The sequence below is a fragment of the Bacillus sp. B1-b2 genome, from assembly GCF_009183415.1.
Taxonomy (GTDB): domain Bacteria; phylum Bacillota; class Bacilli; order Bacillales; family Cytobacillaceae; genus Niallia.
In genome coordinates, this window is sequence record NZ_WEHU01000032.1 from 20,159 (window position 1) to 46,464 (window position 26,306).

Annotated in this window: 23 protein-coding genes, 1 pseudogene and 2 riboswitches; of the genes and pseudogenes, 3 read left to right on the top strand and 21 right to left on the bottom strand. The window is 34.3% G+C overall.

The genetic code is table 11. The features are described from left to right. Window positions 1-167: 167 nt before the first annotated feature. Window positions 168-1,100, top strand: a complete 933-nt coding sequence (locus F9279_RS21220; RefSeq protein WP_152116193.1) for a LytR family transcriptional regulator — start codon at window positions 168-170, stop codon at window positions 1,098-1,100. 443 nt (window positions 1,101-1,543) lie between these two features. On the opposite strand, the gene F9279_RS21225 is transcribed toward F9279_RS21220, so the two are convergent. Continuing rightward, on the bottom strand, window positions 1,544-1,954 hold the full coding sequence (locus F9279_RS21225; protein WP_152116216.1) for a VOC family protein: 411 nt from the start codon (window positions 1,952-1,954) through the stop codon (window positions 1,544-1,546). Between the two features lie 38 nt (window positions 1,955-1,992). Next, window positions 1,993-2,955: a UDP-glucose 4-epimerase GalE gene (gene galE, locus F9279_RS21230; RefSeq protein WP_152116194.1), complete on the bottom strand. Its 963-nt coding sequence runs from the start codon at window positions 2,953-2,955 to the stop codon at window positions 1,993-1,995. A gap of 308 nt (window positions 2,956-3,263) precedes the next feature. Further along, a riboswitch (cyclic di-GMP riboswitch) is annotated at window positions 3,264-3,351 on the top strand. 24 nt (window positions 3,352-3,375) lie between these two features. Between galE and F9279_RS21235 the strand changes: the two genes are divergently transcribed. Next, window positions 3,376-3,516 carry an anti-repressor SinI family protein gene (locus tag F9279_RS21235; protein ID WP_226793794.1) on the top strand — a complete coding sequence of 47 codons (141 nt, stop codon included), beginning with the start codon at window positions 3,376-3,378 and terminating at the stop codon, window positions 3,514-3,516. Window positions 3,517-3,735: 219 nt separating this feature from the next. On the opposite strand, the gene F9279_RS25370 is transcribed toward F9279_RS21235, so the two are convergent. The 19 genes from F9279_RS25370 to F9279_RS21325 form a co-directional block, all read right to left on the bottom strand. After that, entirely contained in the window at window positions 3,736-3,882 is a 147-nt protein-coding gene (locus tag F9279_RS25370) for a hypothetical protein (protein WP_193224660.1), read from the bottom strand. Between the two features lie 13 nt (window positions 3,883-3,895). Next, a complete protein-coding gene (locus F9279_RS21240; RefSeq protein WP_152116195.1) occupies window positions 3,896-4,237 on the bottom strand; it encodes a single-stranded DNA-binding protein in 342 nt (113 codons plus the stop codon). Window positions 4,238-4,691: 454 nt separating this feature from the next. Continuing rightward, the gene (locus tag F9279_RS21245) at window positions 4,692-6,428 is read right to left on the bottom strand and encodes a phospho-sugar mutase (RefSeq protein ID WP_152116196.1); all 1,737 of its coding nucleotides are present in this window, start codon (window positions 6,426-6,428) and stop codon (window positions 4,692-4,694) included. A 157-nt stretch (window positions 6,429-6,585) separates the two neighbouring features. Continuing rightward, window positions 6,586-7,089 carry a cupin domain-containing protein gene (locus tag F9279_RS21250; RefSeq protein WP_152116197.1) on the bottom strand — a complete coding sequence of 168 codons (504 nt, stop codon included), beginning with the start codon at window positions 7,087-7,089 and terminating at the stop codon, window positions 6,586-6,588. 171 nt (window positions 7,090-7,260) lie between these two features. Beyond that, on the bottom strand, window positions 7,261-8,715 hold the full coding sequence (locus F9279_RS21255; RefSeq protein ID WP_152116198.1) for an MFS transporter: 1,455 nt from the start codon (window positions 8,713-8,715) through the stop codon (window positions 7,261-7,263). 60 nt (window positions 8,716-8,775) lie between these two features. Beyond that, the gene (locus F9279_RS21260) at window positions 8,776-9,381 is read right to left on the bottom strand and encodes a cysteine hydrolase family protein (RefSeq protein WP_152116199.1); all 606 of its coding nucleotides are present in this window, start codon (window positions 9,379-9,381) and stop codon (window positions 8,776-8,778) included. A gap of 258 nt (window positions 9,382-9,639) precedes the next feature. Continuing rightward, window positions 9,640-11,073 carry an NAD-dependent succinate-semialdehyde dehydrogenase gene (locus F9279_RS21265; RefSeq protein WP_152116200.1) on the bottom strand — a complete coding sequence of 478 codons (1,434 nt, stop codon included), beginning with the start codon at window positions 11,071-11,073 and terminating at the stop codon, window positions 9,640-9,642. Window positions 11,074-11,217: 144 nt separating this feature from the next. Further along, window positions 11,218-12,828 (bottom strand): gamma-glutamyltransferase family protein, encoded by a 1,611-nt coding sequence (locus F9279_RS21270; RefSeq protein WP_152116201.1) that lies wholly within the window; start codon window positions 12,826-12,828, stop codon window positions 11,218-11,220. A gap of 130 nt (window positions 12,829-12,958) precedes the next feature. Beyond that, complete coding sequence (locus F9279_RS21275; RefSeq protein ID WP_152116202.1) at window positions 12,959-15,202, bottom strand: hypothetical protein; 2,244 nt, start codon at window positions 15,200-15,202, stop codon at window positions 12,959-12,961. A gap of 121 nt (window positions 15,203-15,323) precedes the next feature. Further along, window positions 15,324-15,527, bottom strand: coding sequence for a hypothetical protein (locus tag F9279_RS21280; protein WP_152116203.1), 204 nt, complete (start codon window positions 15,525-15,527; stop codon window positions 15,324-15,326). Window positions 15,528-15,695: 168 nt separating this feature from the next. Continuing rightward, complete coding sequence (locus tag F9279_RS21285; RefSeq protein WP_152116204.1) at window positions 15,696-16,343, bottom strand: NERD domain-containing protein; 648 nt, start codon at window positions 16,341-16,343, stop codon at window positions 15,696-15,698. Next, window positions 16,340-16,549: a nuclease-related domain-containing protein gene (locus tag F9279_RS21290; protein ID WP_226793797.1), complete on the bottom strand. Its 210-nt coding sequence runs from the start codon at window positions 16,547-16,549 to the stop codon at window positions 16,340-16,342. Before F9279_RS21290 ends, F9279_RS21285 begins: the two co-directional genes overlap by 4 nt. Before the next feature lie 273 nt (window positions 16,550-16,822). Further along, window positions 16,823-16,910: riboswitch (cyclic di-GMP riboswitch) on the bottom strand. A gap of 70 nt (window positions 16,911-16,980) precedes the next feature. Beyond that, window positions 16,981-17,976, bottom strand: coding sequence for an acryloyl-CoA reductase (locus F9279_RS21295; RefSeq protein ID WP_152116206.1), 996 nt, complete (start codon window positions 17,974-17,976; stop codon window positions 16,981-16,983). 94 nt (window positions 17,977-18,070) lie between these two features. Continuing rightward, a complete protein-coding gene (locus tag F9279_RS21300) occupies window positions 18,071-18,871 on the bottom strand; it encodes a MurR/RpiR family transcriptional regulator (protein WP_152116207.1) in 801 nt (266 codons plus the stop codon). Between the two features lie 146 nt (window positions 18,872-19,017). Continuing rightward, window positions 19,018-19,869, bottom strand: coding sequence for an NAD(P)-dependent oxidoreductase (locus F9279_RS21305; RefSeq protein ID WP_152116208.1), 852 nt, complete (start codon window positions 19,867-19,869; stop codon window positions 19,018-19,020). Window positions 19,870-19,928: 59 nt separating this feature from the next. After that, the gene (locus tag F9279_RS21310; protein ID WP_152116209.1) at window positions 19,929-20,663 is read right to left on the bottom strand and encodes a ZIP family metal transporter; all 735 of its coding nucleotides are present in this window, start codon (window positions 20,661-20,663) and stop codon (window positions 19,929-19,931) included. A 154-nt stretch (window positions 20,664-20,817) separates the two neighbouring features. Beyond that, entirely contained in the window at window positions 20,818-22,275 is a 1,458-nt protein-coding gene (locus F9279_RS21315) for a glycosyltransferase family 2 protein (protein ID WP_413463235.1), read from the bottom strand. A gap of 364 nt (window positions 22,276-22,639) precedes the next feature. Next, on the bottom strand, window positions 22,640-23,134 hold the full coding sequence (locus tag F9279_RS21320) for a hypothetical protein (RefSeq protein WP_152116211.1): 495 nt from the start codon (window positions 23,132-23,134) through the stop codon (window positions 22,640-22,642). Between the two features lie 66 nt (window positions 23,135-23,200). Next, window positions 23,201-23,776 carry a DUF6944 family repetitive protein gene (locus F9279_RS21325; protein ID WP_152116212.1) on the bottom strand — a complete coding sequence of 192 codons (576 nt, stop codon included), beginning with the start codon at window positions 23,774-23,776 and terminating at the stop codon, window positions 23,201-23,203. 1,992 nt (window positions 23,777-25,768) lie between these two features. On the opposite strand from F9279_RS21325, the pseudogene F9279_RS21330 reads away from it, so the two are divergent. Further along, window positions 25,769-26,306, top strand: a pseudogene (locus tag F9279_RS21330) (hypothetical protein); the annotation flags it as partial.

A 26,306-nucleotide genomic window follows, 5' to 3' on the forward strand; every position in this document is an offset into this window, starting at 1 on the left:
TACAAGATGTATAACATGGATCTTGATAACTAATCCTACTATTAGTAGAGGTATCACTATATTTATCATTTTATCCCAGTTTTTTAAAAAAGCATATAATTCTATACGAATTTCTGCTATTCTTTATTATATTGAATATTTGTTGAGATATGGAGGTATTTGTCAAAATGCGATCTGAAAAGCCTAAACGTAAGAAAAGAAAAGGCCTTCGTATAGTAGGTCTTGTTTTATTATTATTAATAATTGCAGTCGGTGTTTATGTAGGTGTCGTTTATAATTCTTTATCTAGTGCAGTAGACACGATGCACCAAGAAGTAGAAAGAACACCAACAAAAGAAAGAACAGACACTCTTGAGTTAAAGAAACAAGAACCATTCTCTGTTCTCATGTTAGGAGTAGATGAAAGAGATGGGGATTCTGGCCGTTCTGATACCATGATTGTTTTATCTGTTAATCCGGAGAAAGAATCAGTTAAGATGTTAAGTATTCCTAGAGATACAAGAACAGAAATTGTCGGACATGGAACAACAGATAAGATTAACCATGCTTATGCATTCGGTGGAGTAGCGATGGCACTTGATACGGTTGAGAATTTCTTAGACATCCCAATTGATTATTATATACAAGTGAATATGGAAGGTTTTTCACAAATTGTTGATGCAGTTGGCGGTGTTACAGTAGATAACGATTTAGATTTCACTTATGAAGGTGTTCACTTCCCGAAAGGTCAATTGACATTAAACGGAGATAAAGCTTTAAAATTCTCCAGAATGCGTTATGAAGATCCTAGAGGTGACTTCGGAAGACAGCTAAGACAACGCTCTATCATTCAAGCAGTAATCAATGAGGGTGCAAGTCTTAATTCCTTAAAAAACTTTGATGACATATTTGATGCTTTAGGTAACAATGTTAAAACAGATATCACATTCAACGAGATGGTTAGTATTCAAGCAAATTATCGCTCTGTTGCAAAAACAATTGATCAATTAACCATAGAGGGTACTGGTCAAAGAATAGATGGAATTTACTATTTAATAGTTGATGATGCAGAGAAAACACGTATCCAAACAGAAATGAAAGATCAATTAAACATCCAATAAAAAAACTTATACTAAATGAAATTCCTGCTAAATAATGTAGCAGTTTGTGTAGGAATATTTTTAAGGTAATGGCATAGCCATTACCTTTTTTTATAATTGTATGAGTTCCCTAACCCACTAAAGCAATTTAATCAATCTTAGCTTCATTCATTTCACAACGAGTGAGATTCTTGCCATAAATCCTCCTCTTTTTTACTTAGCAATCACGCAACTATAATATCCCACCTATCGACTTTTACCGCAATCTATTGTCAGCAATTGTAAGAATTTTGGTTGTTTTCAAAGAGGGAAAATGCGGTATACATATAGTACAAACATTAGAAAGGGTGGCTGTATATGAAAATAAAAGCTGGTAGCTGGAAATTACTAAGTGCCCAAGATAAACAATTTATCTTACAAACCGTTTCCAGCCTGACTCAATTAAAAGGAAAGATACAGGCTCATTAAGCTTCATATAATTCTATTGGTAAACCATCAGGATCTGCAAAAAAGGTATATCGTTTCTCTGTAAAGGGATCAATCCTTATATCCTCTACTATAATATTGTTAGATTCTAACCATTGAACAGCTTCTATCATATCATTGACTTCTAATGCTAAATGGCGTAAACCGCAGGCTTCAGGATGACTCGGCCTTTGCTTAGGATTAGGGAAAGAAAATAATTCTATTTTATAAACATCATTCAACATAAGGTCGAGCTTATAGGAATCTCTATCTTCACGATATACTTCTAGAAGCGGTTTAAACCCAAGTAGATTCACATAAAAATGCTTTGAAACTTCATAATTACTACAAATAATAGCGATATGATGTATATCATTGACTTTTAACACAATATTACCTCCTTCATCCATAAAAAAGCGAAGAATCAAGACTCTCCGCTAAATACTGCTTATTTACTATGCCAGTTCCAAGCACTCTTAATAATTGTTTCTAAATCTCTTTCTGCTTTCCAGCCTAATTCTTTGTATATTTTCTCTGAAGAAGCTATCAATCTTGCAGGATCTCCTGCTCTTCTATCAGCAAAAACAACATTTGCTTTTCTATCTGTCACTTTTTCACAAGTTTCAATAACTTCTTTAACAGAGTAGCCAACACCATTTCCTAGATTATATGTTTCTGCTTCTTTTTCTCCTGCTAATAGTGCTTCTAATGCTTTTATATGAGCTTCTGCTAGATCTGTTACATGGATATAGTCACGAATACAAGTTCCATCTTCTGTTGGATAATCTGTTCCAAATACAGAAATAGATGCTCTTTCTCCTAATAGATGTTGTAAGATAATAGGAATTAAATGTGTTTCTGGATCATGCTGTTCCCCAATTTCACCTGTAACATGAGCACCAGCCGCATTAAAGTAGCGTAACGCTACATAATTTAAGCCATATGCATGATGAAAGTCTGCTAGTATATTCTCAACCATTAGTTTTGATTTACCGTATGGATTAATTGGTTGTGTGTTAGACGTTTCTAGAATGATATCCTCTTCTGGAATACCATAAGTCGCTGCAGTAGAAGAAAAAATGAAGTTCTTCACCTTATATTTAAGCATGACATTTAATAAAGTTAGCGTATTTGCTACATTATTATCATAATACTTAGCTGGATCTTGAACAGACTCTCCAACTAAACTATATGCTGCAAAATGCATTACTGCTTTAATTGGATATTTTTGAAATATTGTTTCTAAATCTGCAGTATTTCCTAAATCACCTTGTACAAATACCGCACGAGAATCTACTGCTTCTTTATGACCAGTAGCAAGATTATCTAATACAATTACTTCTTCCTTTTCTACTAATTCCTTTACTAGATGACTACCAATATATCCAGCTCCACCTACTACTAAAATCATATATAATCTCCTTTTATAAAAACAAATATTTATTAATCGTATCTAGTCTATCACATTTATTGTAAATATTTCTCTATTCAAATAAACACAAAGCTGTATTTAGAAATTCAACATCCAACTCCAACTAACAGCATATTGGGTCTTGGACTATTTGCAATTTTATTATAATAAAAGCAGTCTATCTTAACAAATGAATATTAGTTATGTTAAATACTATGTAAATAGGATTAATTGTCGAATTATAGGGAATGAAAATGGTTTTCATTTTTTTGAAAATAATGATAAAATAGGTATATCAATCAAATAATCCAAGATAAAGGCAAACCATTTGAAAAGATGGGACGCAAAGCTTCAGATCTAAGGTAGAACTCTTACTATGATGGCTGAGCCACCTTATATTCTATAAGGAGGTTTATTAAAGTGATTAATTTGTTACCAACACCAGATACTTCTTCTAAGCAAATAGACTCTGATTGGCTTGAATTAATTATGGAGGCAAAGAATCAAGGTTTTTCCCAAGAAGAGATTCGTTCTTTGTTAACCATTCTTGGCTCGAAATAATATAGCTACAACGATAGGTATACATAGAATTTGAGCCATCATTATCATGATGGTTTTTATTTATATCCAAGCAAAAAAAGTACCATATAGGTACTTTAAAAAAAGAGGAATAATACGAGGATACTTGTGAATTTCTTTATTAAGTGGAATGGTTTGTTTAAAAAGATTATTTAAACGGATGGTATTTAGTGGTGTGAGTAATGTATAGAGATTGTATTCTTATGGTGTAGTAGGGGGATGTACGAAGCTTTGTGTATAAATAATATGTTCTAATTGTTTAATTCTTTGTGTACATTGATCTAGCTTTTCATTATTCTTTGCTTGCATTTTTATTAATGTTACCATTAGATCTGGCACATTATTCAATGTTGACATCTCCTTAAGGAACAGTTTGTTCAGTCTTTTTTTGGTCAAGAAAACGAACAGATTCAGCAATAACTTCGGTTACATACACTCTCTTTCCCTCTTGATTATCATAGCTTCGAGATTGAATTCTGCCCATTATTCCAACAAGAGAACCCTTTCTACAATACTGTGCTGTAATTTCTGCAACCTTTCTCCAAAAGGTACAAGAAACAAAGTCTGTCTCATATTCACCAGATTGATTTTTGAAGTTGCGATTAACAGCTAATACAACATTTACTAAAGAAGTTCCCTCTTGTGTCAATTTAAGCTCAGGATCTCTCGTCAGTCGACCTACTAATGTAACTTGATTAATCATACCTACCCTCCTTCCTCAAGAATTAGTCTTATCATACTATATAAGAATTTACTTGAAAAATCTCGATATCTTAAGTTTCAAGCAGAAAAGAGGGTGAAACTTCATTTTTCACCTAGGTGATTCTTAAAGTTTCAAGGTAAAATGCATGTGAAATATAAAGTTTGGGCTAATTTCAAAAAATATAAAGCACTGAGCCTATATTCTATGACGATAGATGTACCTACTAGTTAAAGAGGTTGGGACATAAAAATGACTCCTTCTTAATGACGAATAATAACTTATTGAAAATATCTAGGTTATAAAGTAAAACAAGTCCGTTCCATTAATCTTAAAATTTAATATTCAACAGGAATAAAAAAATCCGAACTACTAGAAAAAATGACTTCTAATAGTTCGGATTTATTATTGGCTAAAATACTTATGTACTAGCCTCTTTTCATAATCTACGGATATCTTATTTACCATAACCTTCAATTACTCTATTCACTTGTTCCATTACTCCTGTTTTTAAAGCATGTAATTTTGCTGTGCTTTCTTCAAGAGAAGTACTAGTTACACTGAAATAGAATTTTGCTTTCGGCTCTGTTCCAGATGGACGTAAGCAGAACCATGAACCATCTTCTAGATAGTATTTAATAACATTAGACTTAGGAAGTTCGATTAAGCTTTCTGTCAATCCTTCTACCTTTATGCTTGTTAAATAATCTTCTACTACTGTCACCTTTAATCCATTCACTTCTTGAATCGGTGTGCTACGGAATGTATCCATGATATAGGAAATTTGCTCTGCACCATCTTTACCTTTAAGCGTTAAGGACTCTAGACCTTCTTGATAGAAACCATATTTCTCAAAAATTTCTAATAAACCTTCATATAATGTTAAACCTTTTGCTTTGTAGTAAGCAGCAACTTCTGCAGCAAAAATAGCAGATTGAACAGCATCTTTATCACGAACAAAATCACCAATTAAGTAGCCATAGCTTTCTTCATAACCAAAAAGGAATGTATGCTCTTTTGTTTGTTCAAATTCTAGAATCTTTTCTCCAATGAATTTGAAGCCAGTTAAAGTATCAATAGTAGGAACTCCATAAGACTTAGCAATAGTACGTCCTATTTCAGAAGTAACGATTGTTTTAATAACCACACCATTATCTGGTAAGCTGCCTTTCACTTTTTTCTCTGATAGTAAATACTCAAGCATTAAAGCACCTAATTGATTACCTGTTAATACCGTGTACTCTCCATTTAAATCTTTTACTGCTACACCAAGTCTATCAGCATCTGGATCTGTTCCTAAAAGGATATCTGCATCCAACTCTTTTCCATAACGAATCGCAATTTCAAAAGCAGCATGTTCTTCAGGATTTGGTGAAGAAACAGTAGAGAAATTAGCGTCTGGTAGCTCTTGTTCTTTTACAACCGTAACATTCTCAAATCCGAAAGCTTGTAAGCCTGCTCTAACTGGTTTGTTTCCTGTTCCGTGTAATGGAGTGAAAACAATCTTTAAATCCGTCGCTTCTGGAAGTCGATTCAATTGAATTGTTTTTAGCTGTTCTACATAAGCATGATCAACAGCTTCTCCAATATAAGTTAATAACCCTTTTTCTAATAAATCACTTTCCTCTAATACTTCTATTGTTAATTCATCTTCTACTGCATTAACATATTTAATAATCGTATCTGCAGCTTCGGGAGGAAGTTGTCCACCATCTTCTCCATATGCTTTAAAGCCATTGTATTCTGGAGGGTTATGACTTGCTGTAATCACTACTCCCGCAAAAGTATTTAGATGACGAACAGCGAAAGATAGTACTGGTGTTGGACGAAGCTCTTCAAAAACATATGCTTTAATTCCAAGTTTTCCTACCACTTTTGCTACTTCTAATGCAAATTCTGGTGATTGATGACGGGAATCATAAGCAACTGCAACTCCTCTATTCATCGCTTCTTCGCCTTGCTCTAATATGTATTTACCCAAACCTTGAGCAGCTTTTCTTACTGTATAAATATTCATTCGGTTAATACCAGGTCCAAGCTCTCCTCGCATTCCCCCAGTCCCGAACTCCAAATGTTTATAGAAACTATCTTCTAGTAATTTTTCCGATGTTTGTAATTCTGTTAATTGTGCTTTTAAGTTTGCTTCAAGACCTGCAAAACTTGTCCATTTTTCAACAATTTCTTTATAGACCATCGTCTTTATTCCCCTACCTTTTGATTTCTCAAATTTATACCCTTACATTACCTAAAATATGTATATAAGTAAAGTGATTTCGGAACCAATCCTACTATTACCATATATCTTATTTCCTGAAATAGTAGGATTAGCATAAAGAAATTATATACCTTTTCTATCGTTTCCACAATTTAAACAGAGGACCGTCTTTCCCATAAATGGGATCTAATTCTGGGAAGTCAACATGAAGGATGTCTTCTTCTACTTCTTCACTATCTTCTTTAGCATCCTTTTTCATATTGTAGTCTACACCATTCGGATAAGCACCTACCACTTCAAAATCAGGAGAAACAGATATACTTTTATGCCCTGTTCCAGCAGGTAAGATCAAGACATCTCCAGTATTAACCAAAATCTTGGACCCGCCTTCTCCTCCAATCATCAATAAGCCTGAACCATTTCCAACACCGAGTACTTCATGTGTATTGCTATGATAGTGATGAAATGCATAAATTCCACCTCTCCACGTATTAGTCCAACCATTTTTTTGAAAAATAGACTCTAAATCCTTTTCCTTACTATCTACTGCTTGTTTATAATGTAAAGCAGGTAAAGATGGATGATTAGGTATATAACCATTTGGTTCAAAATAGTACATGGTTAAGCTTGGGTTTATCATAATATCCACTCACCTCTCTGGCTCGCTATATTACTATATACCCCTTTCTTTCAAGAAACATTCCTACTCTTTAAACAATGGATAAAGGTGAAAGTGTCGCTCATAAAATGTAAGAAATAGGAAAGTGATATTTCATTTAAAGGAAAGAAAAACTAATTTCATATATTCCTTTTATTTCCCTTCCTTACTTCTATGCAGAGTGAAAAAGAAATATACACCTACTAATAATAAGAGGAAAGATAGCAGAAGAAACAAGTAATGAAAACCAAGTAATGCAGCGTTTACTTCAGCCGATGATGTATGTTGCATCCATTGGCTAATCGTCCCCTCCAACCAAGCATTCATAAACGAAATGGCTAAGGCTGTACCAATTATCATCCCAATATTTCTTAAGAGCGCAATGGTACTACTCATCATTCCTAAATAGGCAACTGGCGTATACAACATCATAATGCTGTAATTTGGGGATGTTAGCAATCCCATTGCAAATCCTAATAAACTAAACAGGAAAAGAAGCATGAAAAGGGAAGTATGAGCAGTTAAAAAACTTAATGCTAGCATAGTAAGAGATAGTATTCCAACACCCCCAAATACGACTTTAACACCGCCATATCGATCGGATAGGGAACCACTAATCGGTCCTACTATGGCAAGAAATAAGGGATAGCACATTAAAAGCAAGCCTGCTTCTTCTGCGGAATACCCTAATACTCCTCTTAAATAAAAAGGAAGGATCACAGTTGATGCAAAGGTTGCACCATAACTTACTATTAAAATAAGCCCGCCTGCTCTTACAATAGAGGAAACAAATATGGTTGGTTCTATGAATGGATTTTGCACCCTTTTAGTATGGAAGAAAAAACAGATAAAACTACTTAAACTTATTAGCATAAGAATGATTAAATAAAAGTGCAGTTCACCTTTTCCAATGGTGTTAAGAACAAACACAAAAGAAACAGTGGCAATTCCAAATAATAAACTCCCCATTACATCCAAAGTAGAGCTTTGAAAAGTTTTATCTTTTGGAATATATTTCTGTGCAAGAAAATATGCCCCCACACTTATTGGGACTACTGTCCAGAATAAAAGGTGCCAGGAGGAATACTCCATTACGAAGCCACCAACAGATGGCCCAAGTAAAGCCCCAATTCCAACTGAAGTACTAATAATCCCTAATGCCTTCCCTCGATGCTCCTTTGGGTAGGCATCTGTTACAATGGCCATATTGACTGCTTGAAGCATAGCTGCACCACTTCCCTGTAAAATTCTAGCTACTATTAAAAAGAGAATATTCGGCGAAATGGCTGATGCACAAGCCCCTGCAGCAAAAAAAAGATATCCCAAATTATGTATCTTTTTCTTCCCATATTGATCTGAAAGCTTCCCCATTAAAGGCAAAAGTAGCATAATAGAAAGTAAATAACCATTTACAATCCATTGTGTGGTGGTTAGATTTGTTGCATAATCAATGGCAATATCAGAAAGTGCAATATTTACGAAGCCTGCAGAGAAATGGGATAAAAATGCCCCCGTACATACAGATAGTAAAAGAAGGATAGATTGCGACTTACTTTCCCTAATCTCCTCAGTAGATGATATAAAATTATTAAATTTCGCCTTTTTCATTTTCTATCATCCTTTAAGAGTAAAATCCGTTGCCTTGCTTCCTTTATTTCATTAATAGGATTACACATATATTGATTGAAGAACCTCATTATTCGTTGCGACAGATCCAAAAAACTGATCAATAGTCTGTAAAGTCATTTCATGTGCTTCTTTTGAAAAAGCAGCTGTGCACTCAGAGAGTAAGATAATATCATAATCCATCATAAAGCCGTCTCTCGCTGTAGATTCCACACAAATATTCGTGCTCACACCTGCCATTAGCAAAGTTTCTATCTTTAATGACCGTAAAATGGAATCTAATCTTGTATTAATAAAAGCACTATAACGATGTTTTACTACAATGATATCCGTATCATTTGGGGATAACTCAAAAAACTCGGCTCCCCATGTATTCTTCCTGCATAAATCTTTTCCACTTTTCCCTTTTAATCGCTTTAACCATGTTTTAGAATCAGTGCAATCCTCATGTATGGTTTTCACATAAATTATGGGTACAGATAACTCCTTTAACGAAGAAATCATGTTCTTTAAATTTGGCATCATTTCACTTACCATAGATACATCTAGATCCTGCTTCGCCATGTTTCCATCTTTATGGCAATAATCATTTTGCACATCTACTATGATTAGTGCACTACTATGAGGATCCCACTCTATATCATTCATGAACATCTTCCTTTCTTCCATCTCTATAAAGAGAAGGAGCTTACCTCCTATTATTCACCTTACTTTGTTCTATATCCGTCCATTTTAAAACTTCTATCTTCTAGCTATTTGCTTAATAAGAGAGAAGAATCATCTGCCCTCTTTAATATAATGGTTAGATGATAGTAGCAGGAAAGCACAAAAAAACCATAGGAACCAAAGAGATTAAATTCCCCTTTGATTCCTATGGTTAAAGGTAAAACATTATTTAGTTTATGTTTATAGGTTCAACTCTAAAGATAAGTACTTATACTCTAAATAATCTTCAATCCCGTACTTTCCACCTTCTCTTCCAACACCTGATTCTTTTATACCACCAAATGGAGCCTGCTCAGTGGTTGGAAGTGGATCATTAATACCGACAATTCCATATTCTAATCCTTCTGCCACTCGAAACACTCTCGATAAATCGTTTGTATAGAAATAGGCTGCTAACCCATACTCTGTTGAATTCGCAAACTGAATAACCTCTTCTTCTGTATCAAATTCAAAAATAGGTGCAACAGGACCAAAAGTCTCTTCCATAGCAATTTTCATTTCATGTGTAGCATTAAGTAAAATGGTAGGTTCAAAAAAATGTCCATTCTGTAGAGATTGCTCACTAGGCTTGTTTCCGCCAGAAAGGATAGCTGCTCCTTTTTGCATGGCATCTTTTATATGCTCTTTTGTTTTATCAACAGCTGCTTCATTAATAAGTGGACCAATGGTTACTTCAGAATCTAATCCGTTACCAACTACTAACCCTTTCATTTTTTCTGCTAAAATCTTAGAAAAGGGCTTCACTACATTTTTTTGTACATAAATTCGATTTGTACATACACATGTCTGACCAGCATTTCTAAACTTACTCGTTATAACACCATCTGCCGCTTTTTCAAGATTTGCATCTTCAAACACAATAAACGGAGCATGTCCACCAAGTTCCATCGAAATTTTCTTCATAGTATCTGCTGCTTTTGCAGCTAATTCTTTCCCTACTTTTGTAGAGCCTGTAAAAGTAATTTTTCTAACATCCTTACTCTCCATCATTGCATCACCAATTGCTGGCGCATTACCATGCACTAAATTTAATACACCCTTAGGTAAATGAATTTCATCAAAAATTTTTAGTACCTCTATTGCTGTTAATGGTGTAGATTCTGCTGGTTTTAAAACAACCGTACAACCTGCAGCTAAAGCAGGTGCTATTTTTCTCGCTAGCATGGCGATAGGAAAATTCCATGGAGTTATAGCGGCCACAACACCTACTGGTTGCCGTAGCACAATAATTCGCTTTGTCTTGGAGCTTGCAGGAATAGTATCACCATAGATACGTTTTCCTTCCTCTGCATACCATTCTAAATAATTTGCAGCAAGCTCTATTTCCCCTTTTGCTTCCGCTAGTGGTTTTCCCATTTCTGTCGTAATTAAGGCTGCAAGATAATCTATTCTTTTCCGAAATAAATCTGCAGCTTGCCTCATATAATGAAATCTTTCTTTAGCCGTTCTCTTAGACCAAGAAGAAAATGCGTTCTGAGCAGCATCAATCGCAAGAAAGGCATCATCCTTACTTCCCTTTGCCACCATTTTAACCATCTCTCTATTTGCAGGATTATAGACTGGATACGTTTCCTTTGAGATAGCCTCACACCAACCTCCATTTATATAGAGCATCTTAACACTTCCTTCTTCTTATTTATTCCTATTTATCATATCAGAATTATAGGTTCATTTCTTTTTATCTGCTTATCCTTCCTATTGTCTCTTTTAATCAAAAAATAACCACTTCTTTTGAAGAAGCAGTTATTTTTACTACTATTAAAAGGAAGCAATACTTCCATCTGTTCGAGATTCCGTCCCTCCTGCAAGAACACCATTTTTGCTACGAATGATAATCTGCCCCCGACCAAAACTACCAGAGTCTAATGCCCATCTAATGTCATGCCCCTTTCTTGCCAGTGCATGTGCAATATGCTCTGGAAAACCTGGTTCTAGTTGAAAAATCTTCTTCTCCATCCATTGCCATCTGGGTGCATCTAATGCCATTTGAGGATTTAAGCCGAAATCAATTAAGTTCATTACTACTTGTAAATGTCCTTGTGGTTGCATGAAACCACCCATTACGCCAAAGGGTCCAACTGCTTGATTATCTTTTGTCAAGAAACCTGGGATAATAGTATGATAGGTTTTCTTGTTTGGCTCTAGTGCATTTTCATGTGTTGGATCAAGCTTAAATCCGTGACCTCTATTTTGTAGAGCAATACCTGTTTCTGGCACTACAACCCCAGAGCCAAAACCCATATAATTACTTTGAATATAAGAAACCATATTTCCCTCTGTATCTGCTGTTGCTAAATAAACAGTTCCTCCTTTAGGTGGCTCTCCTGCTGATGGTTCTATTGCATAATTACCAATTAATGATCTTCTTAACTTTGCATATGTATCGGATAAAAGCTCTTCCACCTTTGTATTCATTCTTTGTTGTTCCGTAATGTATGTTAAGCCATCTGTAAACGCAAGCTTCAATGCTTCCATTTGCAAGTGATAGGTTTCAGGAAGGTCTTTTGCTAAATAATGATCATTTTTCAATGTATTTAGAGCCATTAAGGCTATTAGACCTTGCCCATTAGGTGGAATTTCCCAAACATCATATCCTTTGTAATGTACGGAAATAGGATCCACCCATTCAGGAGTATATGCCGCTAAATCCTCTTTACGCAAATATCCTCCGTATTGTTTTGAAAATGCATCTATACGGTCAGCAATCTCTCCGTTATAAAATGCCTCTCCATTTGTATCTGCAATGGCTTGTAGTGTTTTAGCATGATATTTAGATTTCCATATCTCCCCGATTGCAGGAGCTCTTCCCTCTGGAGCAAATGTTTCAAACCAATGTTGAAATACTTCTCCCTTACAAGCTTGTTTAAAAGTATCAAAAGCTTTCTGCCAAAAGTGACCTAAAGTTGGAGAAATAGGATACCCTTCTTCAGCATATTGAATGGCAGGCTTCAATACTTCCGTTAAGGGTAATTTCCCAAATCGTTTAGAAAGCTCGACCCATGCTGCTGGAGTTCCAGGAACAGTAACTGGCGTTAATCCGTATTTTGGCATCTCTGTATATCCCTCTGCCTTCACCGCTTCAATCGATATACTATTTGGAGAAGGCCCACTAGAATTTAATCCATGAAGCTTATTGTTTATCCACACAATGGCAAAGGCATCTCCTCCTATTCCATTAGATGTCGGCTCTACAACGGTTAAGCAGGCAGCTGTGGCAATAGCTGCATCTACGGCGTTCCCTCCTCTCTTTATCATATCTATTCCCACTTGAGCAGCAAGTGGATGAGAGGTTGCTACCATCCCTTTGTTTGCATAAACAGTACTTCTTCTGGATGGATATGGGTTATATAACGAATCGAATTCTAACATAATATTTAATCTCCTTCGACAAAGCTTTAATAGATTATTTAATAATTATATTAGAAAATTCTGAAATTTAATTCTAAAAATAAGGTTCACCTTTGTATAAAATAACTAAACAAAGGTGAACAAGTCTACATTACATATTAAGATAAAAGTATCCACCAGCTAAGACAATTAAAAAAATGCATAGTACAATGCCATATTTTCTAACAAACCTAACCGTAGGGCTAGATGTTTGTTCTCTTACCTTCTTCAATAATTTCCTAAAGGACTGAGATCGAACTTTCTTTAATTCTTTTTGTATTTCTTTCTTTTTCCAGACCGAATTACGATCAGATACTAAGTAGTCTAATAATGCATGGTTATACCTACTATTTGTAGCAAATTGTTTATAAGACCACTTAATATATGTAGTCATTTCCTCTGCTGTACCATATATAGCTAAGTAAGAAAAAACTTGTCTGTGCTCTACGCCCTCCATTCCTCCTGGAAATAGCAGAAGAAAGCGTTCATAAGGCTGAAATAATCCATTCTCTTTCATTAGTTCAAGTGCTAATTCACTAGCTTTCCCTTTAATAGGCATTGTCACCATACGAAATAAAGCACTTACTTGTTCAATTGGTGAATAGAAAAAAGAATGGAGAACTTCTAAAATCTCATACTTTTCCTTTTCCCAGCCTTTTATCGCAAAGTTATTATCGTCTTTTTCTCTTAAAAATAAGGCACCAAAATGTTGAACTTCTTCCATTGTAATTCGCTCTAGTTGTACTTGTATTAATAAATGCCCTTTAACCTCTGGAAGAACACTTCGTTTATAAGAATGAAAAAGAATAGACTGGTGGAAAAACTGATCCATTTTAGCCACAATGGTCATAGGCTTACTACTTTTTTTCACTTCGTTTACTAATCTATTCTTCGTCCATTTTAAAAAGAATACATTATGTTCTAATGATGGATTTGCACTTAATAAGGTATTAATATTATGTAAGATAGTATCAAGATCATGATGTAAGCTGAATTTTTGTTTTAAATATTCATCGATAATCTCACCATAAGAAAAAATATCTCCTATATAGGAAAGAACTTGATAATACGTTTCAGCATAACCTTCTAACAAATCCCAAATCTCTTTACAGATTGCTTCACCTTCATAGTAAACAATTGTTTTTACTACAAATTCTAAAACATTAACCTGTCCTACTATTCTTTGAATTTCTAATACATGCCAAAGATAATCCAAAACAGTTGTAGCATCCTTCATTCGCTCTTCACGCTGAAGTAATTTGGAAAACAGTTGAACTAATTCTTCTTTTTCGCGATGATTACTCTCTAAGTAGGTATGTAGTGTTTTGATAATAGCTACCTTATCTAAGTCATAGTAATAATAATCTAGCTTCTCCAAATAAAATAGTAGGAATAATTCGTTATATGTTTCCATCTCCAGCTTCTTTTGCTTAGGTAAGCCCTTAAGAGCTCTTTCACAATAAATGAAAAACTCACCTAAATCTGAAGCTGTTTGTAAAGCACTATAAGCATAATTCAAGAATTCCAATTGATTAACATCCACATTAATCCCACTTTGCTTATGTGTGGAGAAATCAAAAACAAATTGCTCTTCTACCGCTCGATTACGTAAACGTATACTTCCTGGCTCTACAAACATGATATGAATATTTTCCTTCACAATCGGCTCATTATGAAAGGTTGTAACACCAATATTACGTCTAGTCTCATATGGAAGATATGTATATAACAGTTCCAAAAGCCACATAGCATACTTTTTTTGATCTTCAAGTGCCGATTGAAAAGTAATATAGATTCGTTTATTACTTTCCACTGCTACAATACTTGCATATAGTAACTGTTTAAACTTTTCCTCCTCAATTTGCAATACATGGAAAAGTTCTTGCTTTCGCATAAATATGTTTTCTGTTCTATAAGAAATTTGCTCTTTTTCCTCTAATACTTCACTTCTAGTTTCCGTGTCAGGCAAATCAATAAAACTATCAATCTGAAAGATCTGAGATGGCTTTTCTATCCATTCCTCTTTGCGGGCTGCAGGAACAATAAAGTTATGTACAAGGTAACTACTTTTTTGCTTCATATTTTCTGCTGGTATAAAGCTTGCTTGTCCTACTACTAAATCACCTGTTTCAGGCTGTATCATGGTGAAAAGGTTAGGATATTGTTTCTTATCCCGTTCTCCGCTTCTCTTTAACTCATTTGGTATTGAATAGGTACAAATGGGATGCAGGTATTTTTGAACAAAGCGTTGATCTAAACGAGGTGAAACAGCACTAACATCAGAACCATCACTAGAAAGAAAAAGTCCTTTGCTTTCTTTTTGATATAATTGTTGCTGAATAAGGCTTTTTCCCATATCTTTTCTCCCCCTCTACTCCCTAATCAAATCTATGTCATTTAATGTAAATTTTACACGATAATAAAATTGTCGTAAATAAATTAACATTTATCCTCATAAAAGCATTCTAATATATGTATTATACAGGAACACCGTTTTTTTCATAACCGACTTTAGTAGACTTTTCATACAAATGGTGAAATATTTCTGTTCTGGTCCTAGCATGTGTAGGGATCGGGATTCTCTCTTTCCTTTTCTGCCTTTTTTGACGGTATTCGGGCTTTGATCCACGTTCTCTCTTCCCTCCTCCTCCTTTTTTAATGATATTCGGGCTTTGATCCATGTTCTCTCTTCCCTCTTCTGCCTTTTTCGATGATATTTGGGCTTTGATTCGGTTCCCCTCTTCCCTCTTCCTCCTTTATTGATGGTACTCGGGCTTTAATTGAGTTCCTCTCTTCTAACAAATACAGGAAGAGAAACCTATGTCTCTCCTCCTAAATTTATTTAAAACCTATTTATAGTAAGACCAACGATTACATTCAACAAAAGTATAATGCTTTTTTAGTATTCTTTTTATCACCTTATATGAAACAATGTGCTGTATCCACTCACTTATTACAGAGGTAGTAACCTTTTCATTTGGAAACAGTACTTTAAATTCTTCTACCATGCGAATAATAGCATGCTCTAAACATTCTCTTTTCCCACATTTCCTACACAGTAAATTCCTTTCTTCTAGCTCTAACTGAAATGAACGACATTCTTTACATATTAATCCCATTCTTAATTGTTCATATGTGTAGTTAGGAATTTTACTATATGGAGAATAATCCTTATGAGCAGCTAGTAGCTTCTCAGCAATCAATTTGTGTTGGGAGCCTACTACTTTATTAGAATAAATCAATAATGGTAGCTTTTTTTCTATTTGATTTGGAAAAATAACTGGTCCTTCAATTGGAGCATTATATAGCATGAATGAGGGATCGATAAATACAATTTTGGAAGTAATAGGGGGAATTGACAAATCTATATTTTGTAAAAACTGTCTTAATAATCCTGCACTTCGGATTATTTGATAAGAAGGATTCATGATTTCTTTGTTATTTATATGATATATTCTTTCCTTTTCATCATAATAGTCACCAACATAATTTTTCACTTCAAAATAAATATTTGTTCTGCTGTGATTATAGTGGTATCTAGCTGGAAAACCCTTCTGTCCACTTCTAAGAATAAATCATTCAGAATCATACAATTGCTAGTTAATGCTTCTGTAAAATAATCCAATTGCTTCTCTCCTTCATATCCTTTCACCAAATACTCACCATATTGTTTCTCTTTATCTGTTAATTTCATTCGATTCATTAATGATTTATAGATGAGCAACTCAGGCGATTCCCTTCGTTCTTTATAAATATTTGACTCCATTCAAATTACACGTTCCTTTCCTAAATCCTTTAAAAAAAAGAACTAGATTTAATAGAATCCAGTTCTTCATCATAAAAGCTTATTGTTTTTCTTGCTTGCTTTTTCCACATCGAACACATACATTAGAATAATAGCTAAATTTATGCTGTCCTCGGATTAGACAAATAATGGATTTAATGCTCATTCTATTAGTCTCTCCTTCTCAGCTATCTTGGTAGTCCAGCCATCCTAGCCCTAGCTATGCCTTAGATCTGTAACTTTGCGTCCCTCTCTTTCGAAGGGTTTGCCTTTATCTGATAGTTCTTTTTAACTATATTCTACTACAAAAATGTTCCAAAGAGAAAATATTTGCCATTTTGATATATTTATTAGTCTATTGAAACAATTACTCTCCCTATCATTTCACCCTTCAAAATACTAGGAAGTACATTTGGTAAGTCTTGTAACTTAACCTCTTTATAAATAAAAGGAGACATATCTTTAGGCTTCAGATCCGTTGCCATTCGTCCCCAAATCTTATTTCTTTCTTGCATTGGGCAATAAACGGAATCAATTCCTAGTAGATTCACACCTCTTAAAATAAAGGGGAATACCGTTGTTGGTAAGGAACCTCCACCTGTTAAACCACTAACTGCTACAGAGCCACCATAATTTATTTTGGAAAGTATAGCTGCTAATGACTCTCCACCAACTGGATCAATTGCACCTGACCATACCTGCTTATCTAGTGCTCTAGCTTTTCCGTTATATACTTCTTCCCTACTGATTACGGAAGTTGCACCAATGTTAGTTAAATATTCTGTCGCACTTTCCTTTCCAGTGCTAGCTACTACCTCAAAACCAAGATTTGCTAACATAGCAACCCCAAAGCTACCAACTCCACCTGTCGCTCCAGTGACTAGAACTTGTCCATCTGTTTGGTTTAAACCATTATCTTGCAATCTTTGAACAGATAATGCAGCTGTAAATCCCGCCGTTCCAAATATCATGGCTTCTTTTAATGTTAATCCCTCTGGTAATGGAACGATCCAATCGGCTGGAATGCGAGCATATTCACTATACCCTCCTGAATGTGAGACCCCGATTTCATAACTAGTTGCAATCACTAGATCACCCTCATTATATCGATGATCAGTAGAAGCAACTACTTCTCCAGCTAGATCAATACCTGGAATATGAGGAAAAGAACGAACAATTTTTCCATCTGGTGTTGTTGCTAAGCCATCTTTATAGTTAATGCCTGAGTATGCAACTTTTATTAGTACCTCACCAGAAGATAATTCGTCTATCGTTCTATCCATTATCTCTAAAGAAAATTGATTATCCTGAAGATCTACTACTAATGCTTTAAATTTTTTATCCATCTATATATCACCTCGTAACCATAGTATCAGTGAATAATAGCACCGTCAAAAGATACAAATTACCCCATTTTCATAGAAGTAACGTTACAAACAACTATTCAAGTGGATACAATTGCTGATAATAGGCAATAGCAAAATCAAAGAAATACATAAGAGAAAAACGTTCTGATGAAAAACCAGTACGATCATACGACCTTCCCTGCAATCGAATTATTTCCCAGTTACTATAGGAAGAAATATCTTCATTATGTGTAAGGACAAATACTTTAGCCTGACATGTTCTTAGTACTCTCATTAAATCTGAATTATCCTCCACAAATCTTCCTGAAGGACTTGTTACTATAGCAACTGAATGTTCATCTAATTCTAAGGCATCTGCAAGCTGTTCTTGAATATCAGAAAATGCTTGAACGAATTTCCCCAGCTTTGCTAATCGATATTGAAAATCCTGAGCGATAGCCTGGGATAGCTGTGTTCCAAAAAAGGAAACCTTTTCTGACTCATTAATAAGCTTTAATATATGTTGAGCCTCTGAAACCTGTATGTTACTTTCTACACTATCTAGCCAGTCTACCATTTTATGATAAAGCTTATGTTGCAAAATATTCCCCTTTTCTATTGCTGGTAAAGACACATCCATTTGAACATCAGTGGGAATAGTAATGTGTTCTATTTTGGCCATTTCTTTAAACTCTTGAAAAGAAGAATAGCCTATTCTCTTACAAAATCTTGTCACAGCTGCTGGCGAAGTATAACAAGACTCAGCAAGTACCGTAATATTCATAGAAGCAATCTGATAAACATCTTTTAATAAAAATAAAGCAATAAAGTAATTTGTATCCTTCGTTTTATGATTGTTGATAAAATCTAATAATCGATAAATAAGATCTTTCATATTCCTCACCAATATTTCTAAATTATTGTATCCGTAATGTTAACGGTTTCTTCCTTTACTATAGCAGATTGCCATCTCTTTCTACTACCAATTTCCGTAAAAAAAAGAGAGAGAAGAGTACATTCACTCTTCTCTCTTAACTACGTTTATTCTCCATCTTGTAATCCTTTTAAAATAGCCATAACATCCAATTCCCCTAATCCGTTTTCAAATGCTTCTTGGTACGAATCGTTTGCAGCATTCCCCAATGGTAGTAAATTACTTGTATCATTAGCTAATCGTAAATCTTTTGCCATATGCTTTAACGCAAAAGCAGGGGGAAAGTCATTATGTAAAATAGCTGGAGTTTTCATTTTAGAAATAGCAGTACCTACTGCACTTTCATTAATAATCGTTAACATATCTTCAACTTGAATTCCTTGTTTCTCTGCAAATAATAAAGATTCTGCAATTCCTTGTACGGTTATTCCTAACAGTAAATTAATAGCAAGCTTTGCATTGCTTCCAGATCCTGACTTTCCTAAATAGAGAGAAAGCTTACTTAATGGCGCAAAAATGGATTCCACTTTCTTATATACAGACTCTTCTCCACCTACTAATACAATCAAGTTCCCTTCCTTAGCCGGCTGAATACTACCTGAAACGGGAGAATCTAAAAAGAAAGCACCATGCTTTTGAGCTAACTGAAATACTTCTTTGGAAGTCTCTGGTGACACTGTACTCATATCAATAAAAATCTTGCCTTTCACCTCATGGCTCCATATATTATTTTCTACATAAATACTTTTGACTGCATTATCATCTGCCACCATGGTGAAAATAACATCACTTTCTTTCACTAGCTCATGAATTGATTGTGTACGTTTACCGCCTAAAGCAATTAATTCTTCTCCTTTTTCTGCCGTACGATTGTAAAAGCTTAGCTCATATCCTGCTTTCAATAAATTTATGGACATAGGAATACCCATATTTCCTAACCCAATCCAACCAATTTTCATATCTAACACCCTCTCACTTTCTTTATATATCACTCTCATTATAAGGAACTAGCATAACTTTAGCTAAAAGTATTTAATAGTAAAGAGGTTAATAATCCTAATGCAGTAATCAGTCCAGTAATAGATCCACCTTCTTCAAAAGCTTCTGGTAACATGGTCGAACCAACCATTGCAATAATTCCACCACCTGCAAAGGCAGCTATTCCTGCCATCAACTCTTCTGAAGCATGATCTAAAAATACATATCCAGATAAAGAACTCAAAGCGGATATAGCTAGAACGGCTATCCATAAGAATAAAATTTTCTTTTTTGTATATTTACTCTTTATTAATCCAACTGTACTTGATAATCCCTCTGGTATATTACTTATAAAAATAGCAACAACTAGTAAAAAGCTTACACTATTTTGACTAATTAAGCTTGCTCCAATCATGATAGATTCTGGAATGGCATCCATTACCGTTCCAATAAAGATAGCTATTCCACTTTGGTTAGAACTTTCTGCGTTTTGAGAAGATCTTTTGCGGTCATTTGCTCCTTTTCGAGTAATAATTCCATCCATGATTGTAAAGAGAATAGCACCACACAAAAAACCAATAGAAGTAGACACTATTCCACCAGATTCTACAGACTCTTCTAATAGTTCATATGTAGTTGCACCTATTAATACCCCAGTTCCAAATGCCATAATAAATCCGATGTATCTTTTTTTTATAGACAGAAACATGGCTGCCAAAGCTCCAAGTAATACAGCCGAACCAGAAATACCACCCCACAAAGCAGCATTCCACATAGTTACTCACTCCTAACTTAAAGTATCCTAAAAGTCATAATATTTCCTTTTTCCTTTTTTTCTATTCTTTTTAAACATTTGAAGGAAGGATCAACAAAAAAGAAGCTTCTACAACCATGGCTCTTCACCTTTAGCTTGTAGAAGCTTCCTTATATTATGCAGTATGTCTTCCTCTTAATGTCCAAATCTGATAAATCATCATGAGTGATTTAATGATTGTTAAGTAGGTTAGAGTAATCCAACCTGCCATTAAATATGGATTAATAGCTTCTCTTATAGATTGACTTGTTAAGACATCGCGATAATGAAAACATAAATAGCCTATTAATAAAATAAATATGATTGCGATTAGTATGCCTTGAGACAATTTACTTCGTGTTTTTCCTGCTTCTGCCGCATATTGATTAGCCCATCCATCTTTTTTATTGGAAGAAAGCTTACCTAGCCACACTTGACTAAATGTCATTAAATTGACCCATAAATAGATTTCTGGACTAATTAAAAGAGCTGCAAGGATTACATCTGTCGTTCGATGCATGGGTGTTTTTATTGCCAGGATAATATTTAAAAATGATGCCAGTGCGATTGGAATAACCCAGACCCAAGACCAATAGTATTGATCTGTCGCAACGGCTACAGATAAGAGCAGAACAAACAGGACACGTACTACTAAATCAGATAATAATTTGAATTGGTTACGCCATATTTTCCCCTTATGTCTTGTTTGAATAGTTAAGTCTCTATTCGTTAATAATTCTACTGTTCCTGAATTCCATTTATTTCTTTGTTCGCGGAAAGTATGATAGGAGCGCATAGCATCCACAAAACATCTACCTTTAGGACTAATTAATGTTTTCCATCCAGATTTCTGCAATTGCCATGTAAGAAGCATGTCCTCTACATCACTATCATTTTGCCATGGGCCATCTAATTTATTATGATTTACCACTTCCTCTAATGCTTCTGGGCGGAATAAAGTTGCTTGCCCACCTAATACATACGTACTTCCACCATGATATTGTAAATCCAGTAGCCAACTAGCCATGTCTTGTTTCTGTTGGTGTGTCCACCATCTACTAATAGGGCCACCGTACTCTCCACTAGCAAGTTTTTCTTCATAATAGACATCATTTTTACTAAGTTGACTTTTCTTTTTTGGCATACGCATGGTATACTTTGCCATTACTCCACCAATATTTCTTCCACTCATTAGCCCTTCCCAAAGGTACTTTAAACAATTCGGGGCTAATCTACTATCCGCGTCCATCCCTAAAACAGCTTTAATGCTTTGTTTATATAACATTTGTGATTCTGTTAATTGCTTCTCATATATATCGAGTAAATCACCATATAAAAGCTTCCACCCAGTATTTAAAGCACCTACCTTACGAAGCTTATTTCCTTCTGTAATAATCACCTTTAAATTTAATCCATACTCTTCTCCTGCTTGTATCGCTTTCTCTTCTGTTCGATCGGTACAATTATCAGCAATTACATAAACATCTAATTCTACTCCTTTTGGTAAGAGCTGATCATTTAGACCTGCTAAACAATCCTTAATTGATTTCTCTTCATTATGAGCAGGAATTAAGGCAACAATTCTAGGCTTCATATACGATTTTTTTACACCAGGCACACTAAAAAACGATATACTTCCTTTTTCCTCTTCTACTACTAGTGACACCATATCCACCAACTTTCTTTTTATAAATCTTCGTTTGTAATATATATGTTCTTTAAAAAGAACAACCAAGCAAATGAAAAAGCTTCAGAGATGTTCTCTATATTTCGTTAGTTTCGTTCTTATTTAAGAACATGTTATCATCTTTATCACAAGCAGTCAACTTCATTTTCCTCTCAAACCACAAATATAGCAGAACAAACCTATCTATACATAATACCTAGATATTCAATATATAGAACAATTAATATAAAAAGCCTTGCATGATATTTTATCAAGCAAGGCTTTTACCCTATCAATTACATTGGAATGAACGAATTCGATTTGTGTCTGTTCCATAGTAAGACCAACGATTACCTCTCCAACGATATCCAGCAACTGAATTTCTTCCTATAAAAGTTGGGTAGAACCAGAACCCACGTCCATTGTTTAACCAAACATAGGTATAACGATATAAGCATGGTCTCATAGAACCAGATTCAACAGAAAGTAAATTTGCACTTGATTGATTAAGTTGTGGAGTAAAAGCTGGTGGCGGTGATGTCGGTGGTCCTTGTTCTCCACCCATCCCTCCAGGTCCGTCAAATGGTGGTGGAGATGGAGGTCCCCCTTGTGGTCCGTTAAAGTTTGGTGGAAAGCCCCCTCCAAGTGGTGGAAAACTAGGTGTCGATCCCCCTCCAAATGGCGGAAAGTTAGGTGTAGAGCCTCCTCCAATAGGAGTAAGAATTATTCTATTTTGTTGTGGATCTGTATTCAAAGCATTATAAGTATAATAAGGTGGATAATACATAACAAATATTCCCCTTTCGTATTTATGCTTTAATTTATGCAATTTGCCTATATTGGTGCAAAGACTTTACTCATTTATTCCTTTTTTTATTTCTTCCTTTTCTTCCTTTATTTGTCCTATTAAAGAAATAACAGAACCAGTTGCCTGTATCCAAGAACCAATCACTCCAACAGAATGAAGAGTAGGTTGCGATCCATTTTTTAATTGATCCACTCCTCCAACTGCCTGCATGGAGTTTCCAATTCCTTGAAGAAATCCTCCAATAACATTCTCTATTCTACCTGAAGCAGTAGAATCAAAAGATTCATCTGCTAATCCTACAAAACTTCCAAGTGCTTGGAGCCAATTTCCATCAATAATAATTTTTTGACTGTTTATACTTTTATTATTTATTAGTAATCCTGTTATGACACTTGAATTTCCTACTGCCTGTATCTCATCACCAAACATTTCTAAAGAGAAGGTCCCCTGCCCATCAGCAGATAAAGCACTACCTGTAGCTTGCAATACATTGCCTGTCAGTCTTAAATCCATGCTTAAATGTTCATTTATTCTTGGTATAGGTGTACTTCCAATCGCTGCTTCTATTGTTCCAATTGCTGATAAAACAGATCCTAGTATTTCTTTGGTATGATTATTCATATTCACCAACCCTATTTTAGCTTAGTTGTATTCTATGCAAAATGGATTGCTTAGGATATTCGACTTTATTCATTCTTTCATTATTAATTTCTATATAAATAACTACCTAGATTTTCTAAAACTATTCCACTTTTGTAGTCATAATGATGTCAATTCTAGCAGCAATAAATATGAAGACAGAAATAGCGACAAGTTTCCCGGGAAATTAACCATTTTCTCCTAAAAAATCTTACAGTTTAGTTCTCTATTATTATTCATAATATTTATCCATAAATAACTACTTTTTATGACAATATATAATATAATGTAATTCTACTTTATACTAGCAAATCCTATTAGCCCTATCATACTTTCTTCTCTTCTTTTTCACTTCTTCTCCTATGCATCCATATATACCATAATCGTTAAAGTTATGCGATATCATCTTGTATTTAATCTCATATATATTCTACTATTACCTTCCATTCCTTCACATAGTATCATTTATACCCGAATTTTCAATTCCCATACTTATATTGTAGTTGAGCAAGTCTTGCAGATATCAATAAAACTATTTTCTCCTTTTTAAATCCTATAAAATGCAGATACATCTAAATAAAGAGGTATAATTATCCATATTTACCTAAAAACGCAAATTCATCACTTTTAATATTTCATCTTATATCGCTAACGCGAGCAAAATATGTCCAATATTATTATTGATCTTTCTATATAATTAGCTATCTTTATTTTGTAGCCAATACTATAAAATAAGATAATCCATTCACTGTAAAGACTCTATAAGCAATTACTGGTCTTAATAATGGTATAGAGCTTGATTGGCTGTTTGTGTCTAGCAAACATATAGTTTAGAAGTATATCAGTTGAACGATACAATAGATCGTTTTAGATAGATTAAGTTACTGAATGACATCTCTACATACCACAGCAAAAACCTATTGATCCAAACTAATAGTAGTAAGACTTGAATATATAAATTAAAAATAGAACAATTATTTTTATGATTTTTTTAAACCCATGAAGTACTATAAGTACCTCAAAATAATTTAACTAGTGCAAATAAATTAATTTAGTTTGCCTGAATGATGATTCATAACCTTCAAGAATGTTTATATATTTTTTTATTAGCTGTTTGCCATTAGCTCTGGAAAACAAGTTAGAAGATAATAGTTAAATGCAAAGTTTAAGCTTTATTTAAGTTTTAGAAGTTATAATGCTTTTATGGATGGATTTTATTAACCAGAGCATTTCCACACTCACTCAAATAGATGCTCTGGCCTTTTTAGAACATCTATCAGACATATAAAATCACATCTATTTCCTCCATGTTTAATAGATTCACTTTAGAATCTGCCTCTATTAAAATTAATTATTATTGATTTTAAGCAACCCTTTTCTAGATTAGAAGACTAATTATGATATCCTCATAAAACTTATTTTCATACAATAATCAAAATTAAGTAAATTGCAACTTTTTATTCACACCATGAAATGAACCTCTCTTGTCGAATAAGCTGTTAATATTACCACTCTTTTCCTAGATGTAAAGGACAGTTGATCTATGGGCTTGAGAAGTTATTTGCTTCTGACTAAAATTATTTATTTTACAGAAAGCGACTAAACCTCATATTTTTTAAATGGATTGAGTCTCCTACTTTAATAGTGAATGAGGAACCAATTTGTTTATTTTCACACTGTCTGAAACTAACTAGTTCTAGTTATAGGGTTTTACAAGTTTACTCCTCTTTAATGGAATCTTCAAAATTCATTTAACACTGCTATTAGAAAGTTATCTCTAACATCTAACTATTCATCTTGTAATATAGAAAATTTTTCTTAATTTTTTTTTTGTTCAGTATGCTAGAATAATAGATAGAATATTGAATGAAAGAATATGTTCTCTATTCTTTCATTCAATATTCTAAAATTCTATATACTGGAGGTTATGATAAAACAACCATGAATAAAAGGAAGATATTCTATACTTTTCTATTGTTAATTTTAGGTCTTACATTTTATTCGCATTTGGACAAGGTTTACGCTAATGCAACACCATCTGTCTCTTATTCTACTCATGTTCAAGACCATGGATGGTTAAATTACGTAAACGATGGCGTTCCATCTGGTACAACGGGGCAAAACAAACGCGTTGAAGCCTTAAGTGTTGCGCTAAAAAACGCTCCTTATTCTGGTGGTATTTCTTACAAAACCCATGTTGAAAATTATAGTTGGCTAGATTCTGTCTCAAATGGTGCTATTAGCGGGAAACCTGGGGAAAGTAAGCAGGTTGAAGCAATTCAAATTAGCTTAACGGGAGAAATGAACAACTATTACGATGTCTATTACCGTGTTCATTCAGAAAATTATGGATGGCTAGATTGGGCTAAAAATGGACAATCTGCTGGGACTCAAGGACTTTCTATGCGGATAGAAGCAATTGAGATTCGCTTAGTTGGAAAGGGAAGTGCTGCTCCTGGTTCCACAAGTCGTCCCTTTGTTTCAGAATCAACCGAACTAGCTATCACCTATT